Genomic DNA, 6,756 nt, shown 5'->3' on the forward strand with positions numbered 1-6,756 from the left:
ACTGAGCGGCTAAATCGTGGATACCATTTTCTTTCTTGTCCTGCGGCGGATGCGCACGCCGCTGCTGGCGCTGATTGTCGTCTATGCCGTGGCGATGGCTGGGCTGGCGCTGATTCCGGCTCAAGATGCCGCCGGTCAGCCGACGCGGATGAGCCTGTTTCATGCCTTTTATTTCGTCAGCTACATGTCCACCACCATCGGTTTCGGTGAGCTGCCGAATGCGTTTACCGATGCGCAGCGAATTTGGGTATCGCTGGCGGTATTTTTCACCGTCGCCGTCTGGATTTATGCCATTGGCACGCTGATCGCGCTGTTACAGGATGCCACGCTACAACGCGCCATTGCCGAGCGGCGCTTTCGCACGCAGGTTAGCCGTCTGCGCGTGCCGTTTTATCTGGTATGCGGCTATGGTCAGACCGGCAGTGCGCTGGTCAGTGGCCTGCTCGACCGCCATATTCAAGCCGTAGTCATCGACATCGATCCCGAACGCATCAATCTGCTACAGCTTGATAATCAACGCGAATATATTCCGGCACTCTGTGGCGATGCCCGTCGCCCGCACACGCTCGATGCCGCTGGCTTAAAACATCGGCTCTGTCGCGGCGTGGTGGCGCTGACCAATGTCAATGAAGCCAATCTCAAGATCGCCATTGCTGCCAAGCTGCTTCATCCGCAGATCAAGGTCATCTGTCGCGCTGATTCGCATGAAATCGAAGCCAATATGGCGTCATTCGGCACCGATCATATCTATGACCCCTTTGATGCCTTTGCCGCCTATCTCGCGTGGTCGATTCAAGCACCCTGTCAGACCCTATTGATCGACTGGCTTTCGGGGCGCGGCGGGCCGGAACTCAATGAACCGCCCGATCCGCCCCGTCAAGGGCGTTGGGTGATTTGCGGCTATGGGCGCTTTGGCAAAGCGATGTATAAGCATTTGAAAGCACAGGGTTTTGAGCTATCGGTAATCGAAGCCGAACCGCACAAAACCGGCATTCCAACTGAGGGCGTGGTACAGGGGCGCGGTACCGAGGCGGTGACGCTGCAACAGGCTGACATCACGCAAGCGGTCGGGCTGGTGGCGGGCACCGATCAGGACGCCGACAATCTTTCAATTATTATGACGGCGCTCACGCTTAATCCCGATTTATTTGTGATTGCCCGCGAAAATCATATTCAAAATCAGGAATTATTCGACCGCGTCGGCGCACAGTCGATTATGAATCCGAGCACGATTATTGCGCATCGCATTCGGATGCGCCTGATTACCCCGCTGCTGGCCGATCTCTCGCGGCAAGCGCGGTTGCAGCAAGATGAACCCTGGGCGCGGTCATTGATTAGTCGCATCATTGCGCTGGTCGAGGGGCGCAAACCCTATGTGTGGGAAGTGACGCTGGAAGCGACGCAAATGCCGGCGATTGCTGATGCGGAGCAACGGGGTCAGACCCTCACGCTCGCCACGCTGCTCGGCGATCCGCTGGAGCGCGAGCGCCAATTACCGGCGATTGCGCTGTTGGTGATTCACGATGATGAGCGTCAGGTCTTGCCGCCGCTGGAACGTCCGCTCCGGCTCGGTGATCGGCTGCTGTTTTGTGGCCGTGAGGAGGCGCGGTGGCGGATGGATTGGACGCTGTGCAATCTACACGCGCTGGAGTATGTGACGACGGGCGCAAGTCCGCGCACTGGCCCGGCGTGGCGCTGGTTGGATCGGCTTGGAGTAAATCGGATTAGATTAAAGATGAGACAGGATTAACAGGATGTTTCAAGATTGACAGGATTTTTTAAATCATTTTTTAATTATTTCTCCTGTTCATCCTGATTGATCGTGTTAATCCTGTCTAAAATAGCATTCAAGCTCCCAATGTGAGGATTTGCTCTGTGCACACCATTATGACTCGGCTGACACAGGATCACAGCCGATTACGTCAAGTGCTTGATCTACTTGAAGAACTGCTCGACCGTTTTCATCAGGGCGAAGAGCCAGATTATGCGCTCATGGACGAGTTACTCGAATACATGGACAGCTACGCTGACATTGTGCATCACCCAACTGAAGAGCTGATTTTTCAGCGGCTTTTAGATAAAGAGATTGACGCCGCCGAGGTGCTGCTGATCTCGCAGCGCCAGCACGCTGGTTTAAGTCAGTTGACCAAGCAGTTTCGTCAATCGCTGCTGGGGATTCTCAACGAGGCGGTGTTATTGCGCGAGGATGTCGAGGCGGCGGGGCGGGCGCTGGTGGGTAATCAGCGCGGCCATTTGCTTCAGGAAGAGCGCGAAGCCTTTCCGCTGGCGCTCAAGCATCTGAGTGCCGCCGATTGGGCCGTGATCGACGTGCTGGCCCCGAATGCCGATGATCCGGTGTTTGGCGCACCGGATCCGCAGCGGTTCAAAATGCTCTATCGGCGACTGGTCGAGCAGGCGCAGGTGTGAGCCAAGCGGCGCTTATCGGCTCCGTGCATCCAGTGCCTGAGCGCGGCGCTGACGCTCGGCGAGCACTTCAGCCGTCGCCGCTGGGTGCGCGATTTCCGGCCAGCCGCTGCTGTGACGGATCACTAGATCGGTAATCAGCGCCAGATGCTCGGCGGTGTCATTGAGACAGGGAATATATTCATAGGCCGTCCCGCCCGCTGCTAAGAACAGTTCACGATTCTCAACCGCGATCTCTTCCAGCGTTTCCAAGCAATCAGCGGCAAAGCCCGGCGAGAGCACCTGCACCGATTTCACTCCAGTGCGGCCCCAATTCTCAAGCGTCGCGTCGGTGTAGGGCTTGAGCCATGCTTGTTTACCCAAGCGCGATTGAAACGACAGCCCCCAACGCTCGGCGGGCAATTCCAGTGCTTCAGCGAGCAGCCGCGCCGTTTTCTGGCAGTGACAAAAATAGGGATCGCCTTGCTCAAAATAGGCTTGCGGCAGACCATGAAAGGATAGCAACAGCCGTTCGGCCTGACCATGTTCAGCCCAATGCGCACGCACGCTGGCGGCGAGTGCCGCGATATAGGCCGGTTCGTCGTGATACTGATTCACAAAACGCAGTTCGGGCAGCCAGCGCCAGCGCATCAGTTCATGCGCCACTGCATCGAACACCGTGCCCACAGTGGTTGCGGAATATTGCGGATACAGCGGCAGAATCAGCACCCGCCGCGCATTCGCCGCCCGCAGTTCGGCTAATCCAGCAGCAATCGACGGCTGACCATAGCGCATTCCCAGTGCGACCTTGACCGGCCCGCCCAACCGCGCATCCAGTTGCGTCTGAAGTGCAGCAGCTTGACGACGCGAGATTGTCAGCAGCGGCGAGCCGTCGGGCGTCCAGATCGACTGATAAGCATGAGCCGAGCGTTTGGGGCGTGTGCGCAAAATGATGCCGTACAACAGCAGCATCCAGGGTACGCGGGCCATTTCGACAACGCGCCGGTCGGAGAGAAATTCGGCCAGATAGCGGCGTACATCCGGCACGCTGGGGCTATCTGGGGTGCCGAGATTGACGAGCAACACGCCGAGGCATTCAGGGCTGGCGTGCGGGTAATCGGGGGTGTTTACAAAAGGCATTGCGTTGAGAGATCGCGAGTTTGTTCCAGTCCTTATTGTATTGGATTGTGGGTCGCGACTTTATTTTTTGATTTGAAAGGTATTTCAATATTCGAGTTTCAATCCTTGTTGTATTGGATTGTGGGTCGCGACCGCCGATAAACGCGAGCGCCGCTGACGCGCTTGGCTATTTATTTCAATCCTTGTTGTAGTGGATTGTGGGTCACAACCTTTTTATACCGTTAAATCAAAGACTTACAACGATCACACCGCTAGACACAAATATTTTTGTAGCAGCAGTCTTCGCAGCGCAGGCGTGAGGGAGTGCGAGCTGGAAGCCGACCGGTGCGAATAATAGCGAAAATCCGCTCCACCTGACAACTACCGCTCACAACCGTATGACCCAACCATACCCATGACTCACCGCATGACCAAACGCCAACCCATCCGGCAAGTTGAGATTACAGGCAAATTCGCCCCTAAATCCTAATAAATCTTGACCTTTATAACGACTCGCCAGCGGTTTAATGTGCGTAAATGTTGCGTATAAACGCTCGGGAACCCGCACAGTTAATCCACGCAATGCTATGAGTAATTGCGCTACCAGCAAGCGATCACGCTCACGCGCCTGTTCCAATTCGCTCATCTGCTGATAGCGCTGATAATTTTCCTGATTAAAAATCAGCGCCGGACTGCGCAAATGATAACGCTCCAGCCGCTCGCTCATTGCAAACTCACCCTGCTGAAGCGTCAATGCTGCATCCATAATCTGCACGGTTTCATCACCTAAGCGCAGTTCCAAATCAAGCCAGGGTTGATCAAGTAAGCGTTGCGCCGCTTCTGCCCAGCCGATGACTACTCCGCGCCCTTCCCACCACCGATATTGAATACGCGGATAACGATAGAGCGCCTGACCAGTTTCAAGATCATGCTGATGAAAGAGCGGATCGCCGCGAAAAGCCGTAGCCAGTGCGCCGCGCAATTGGCGCACGCGCTGCACCGATACGCCCGACACATCACGATCCCAAGTCAATTCAACTTGAGCGCAGGGAATCTTCGCTAAAGAATGCATGTGGCCTCGGCAGGTGGCAGATCGATCAATCCGGCAGCACGGTCGTAAGTCTCCGGGCTGACCTTGAGAAGGTTGACGGCGTCGCGCTCCAGATCAGCACCGGCGCGAGCCGGGATCTGGATGACGCGCTCCATAAAAACGTGCCGCTGAGCGCGAAAACGACGCTCCTGTTCAGCGGGACTGAGCGCCGGATCGGCGGACAGTGCGCGATAAGCGTCCCACAAACGCCGGTCGCGCTCAGTGCGGCAGATGAACAGCGAGACATTCGGAATCTCTTCGATAAGCTGAAACTCGCGCTCGATTGCCGCCAAATCACCACGCACAAGCTGCGTATCGACGCGCTGCTGATCTTGGCGTGTCCGGCAGCCCAAGAAATAGCGTTCACTCAGGTCGAGAAACGCGCACTCATCCCAATACTCAGCCTCGCCCAACACCTCAAGCGTCACTTCAATCAGTGGACGGTCATAGACACGCGCCCACAGCGGTTGCGGCGGGCGTGCATCGCTCGCTGTGGTCATCAGTTGCCACAGATACACCGCGCCGAGTCCTTCACCCTGCTCGCCGTGACGATTGCAGCGCCCAGCGGACTGAATGATGGCATCGAGCGGCGCAAGATCACGATGTACAACCGGAAAGCTCAGATCAACCCCAGCTTCTACGAGTTGAGTACTGATGACAATCACCGGACGACCCTGACGTTGCAGACGCTGGATCAGGCGAATACGCGCCCACCGGTCACGCGGTGTTAGATGCGTCGAGAGTGCGACTAACGGACGCTCAGGTAGCGCCTCGGCGAGCGCCGCGAACAGCTCACGCACCGCACGGCGGCGATTCACGATGATGAGCGTTGGGCGCTCCGTGTGCGCTAATTCCGCAATCAGGCGCTGCGCAAAAGCAGCGAGCGTCAGCGGCTCACGGTGATGCAGATGCAAGCGCGTTCGATTGAGCGCCCGGAAGTGTTCACCATGATTGGGCAGCAATTCGACGGCATCGCCCGGCTGAAAAATCAGTGGTCGGGTTGCTGTGAGCAACACGATCCGCGCATCACTCACCCGTGCTAATCCGATGAAAATCTGCCGGAGTGCCTCCCAGTAACGCAGCGGCAATGCCTGAACTTCGTCGAGCAAAATCAGCGCCCCGGTGAGCTGACCGGCCCGCTTGAGATTGACGTTCAGTGGACTGAGGAGCGTATGCAAGAGCTGATAAAAAGTCGTTACCACGATCTCGCTGTGCCACGTTTCGGTCAATAACTGTCCCGCACCGTCAGCCTCGTATTCAATCTCCTCGGTGCGAAACTGACCGCTACTCAAGTGATGATGCTTGAGCAACAGATCCTCACGGTCAGCAAGATTCGGGTCAGCCGCCCGCAGCACGGCACTGAACACCGCATGATTCTGGTCAATCACCGCCGTAAACGGCAGACAGTAAATCAGACGCGGCGGCACACCCTGACGCTCGGTCAGTTGTGCCCGCACCTGAAGTGCGCCATGCAGAATGCTCAGCGTTTTGCCGGCCCCAGTCGGGGCGGTCAGGGTCAGCAGCGGCTGATCGAGATGGGCTAACCAGGTTGCACTGAGCGTAGCGGCGATTTGCTCGCGGCGTTGGTTGAGTGTCACGCCATCTTGAACAGGGCTGTCGTTACCTGCCAAAGCGTGCGCCTTGTAGTGCGTCACTGCGTTTACAGGTAACGTTTGACGCGCAATCTGCGCACCCTGCAATGCCGCATCCGTTTTATCAACTGCCAATAGCGCACCAAAACTGGCCAAGGTTGCCAGAGCTTCATCTAACGATTGATAGGCATGGCGTAGCTTTGAACTGCCGACCTCTCGCGCCCGCAATCGCGCCTCGACGTGCTCTAGCGTTGGCGTTACGGGTGCCGTAACAAGCTGCCAAGACGGGTGACGCGCCGCGATCTCCGTCAGCCATGCCGCAATTCCAGCCCCATCGAGCGCCTGAAGCTGGGTACGCAGGGGACTATCGGCCTCATGCAACGCGGCTCGGCTGTGTTCCAACAGCATTGGCCACGCCTGAATCCGCAACGCACCATGATGCCGACGCACAGCACTAAGAGCCTATCCCAAAAGGCCGGTAGCCCGCCAAGTGATGATCCCGAGCGCCAGATGGATCATGGCCAAGTAGGTGTCATCGCGCTTCTCCCAGCG

5 protein-coding genes and 1 pseudogene are annotated in these 6,756 nt (G+C 57.0%); 2 read left to right on the forward strand and 4 right to left on the reverse strand.

Annotated elements, in window-relative coordinates; all coding sequences use genetic code 11:
• Positions 1-16 precede the first annotated feature (16 nt).
• Together BLW10_RS06515 and BLW10_RS06520 are read left to right on the forward strand one after the other, a co-directional pair.
• Positions 17-1,750, forward strand: coding sequence for a potassium channel family protein (locus BLW10_RS06515; protein ID WP_091333250.1), 1,734 nt, complete (start codon positions 17-19; stop codon positions 1,748-1,750).
• A 125-nt stretch (positions 1,751-1,875) separates the two neighbouring features.
• Complete coding sequence (locus BLW10_RS06520) at positions 1,876-2,427, forward strand: hemerythrin domain-containing protein (RefSeq protein ID WP_091333252.1); 552 nt, start codon at positions 1,876-1,878, stop codon at positions 2,425-2,427.
• A gap of 12 nt (positions 2,428-2,439) precedes the next feature.
• Here BLW10_RS06520 and hemH read toward each other — a convergent pair whose 3' ends face one another.
• From hemH to BLW10_RS13730, 4 genes and pseudogenes are all read right to left on the reverse strand, one after another.
• On the reverse strand, positions 2,440-3,543 hold the full coding sequence (gene hemH, locus BLW10_RS06525) for a ferrochelatase (RefSeq protein WP_091333253.1): 1,104 nt from the start codon (positions 3,541-3,543) through the stop codon (positions 2,440-2,442).
• 367 nt (positions 3,544-3,910) lie between these two features.
• Positions 3,911-4,594: a CRISPR-associated endonuclease Cas6 gene (locus tag BLW10_RS06535; RefSeq protein WP_091333255.1), complete on the reverse strand. Its 684-nt coding sequence runs from the start codon at positions 4,592-4,594 to the stop codon at positions 3,911-3,913.
• A complete protein-coding gene (gene cas3, locus BLW10_RS06540; protein WP_245709150.1) occupies positions 4,582-6,654 on the reverse strand; it encodes a CRISPR-associated helicase Cas3' in 2,073 nt (690 codons plus the stop codon). Before cas3 ends, BLW10_RS06535 begins: the two co-directional genes overlap by 13 nt.
• 12 nt (positions 6,655-6,666) lie before the next feature.
• Positions 6,667-6,756: pseudogene (locus tag BLW10_RS13730) on the reverse strand (IS5/IS1182 family transposase); the annotation flags it as partial.

This window comes from Allochromatium warmingii (assembly GCF_900107145.1).
In the GTDB taxonomy this organism is placed as follows: Bacteria; Pseudomonadota; Gammaproteobacteria; order Chromatiales; family Chromatiaceae; genus Thermochromatium; species Thermochromatium warmingii.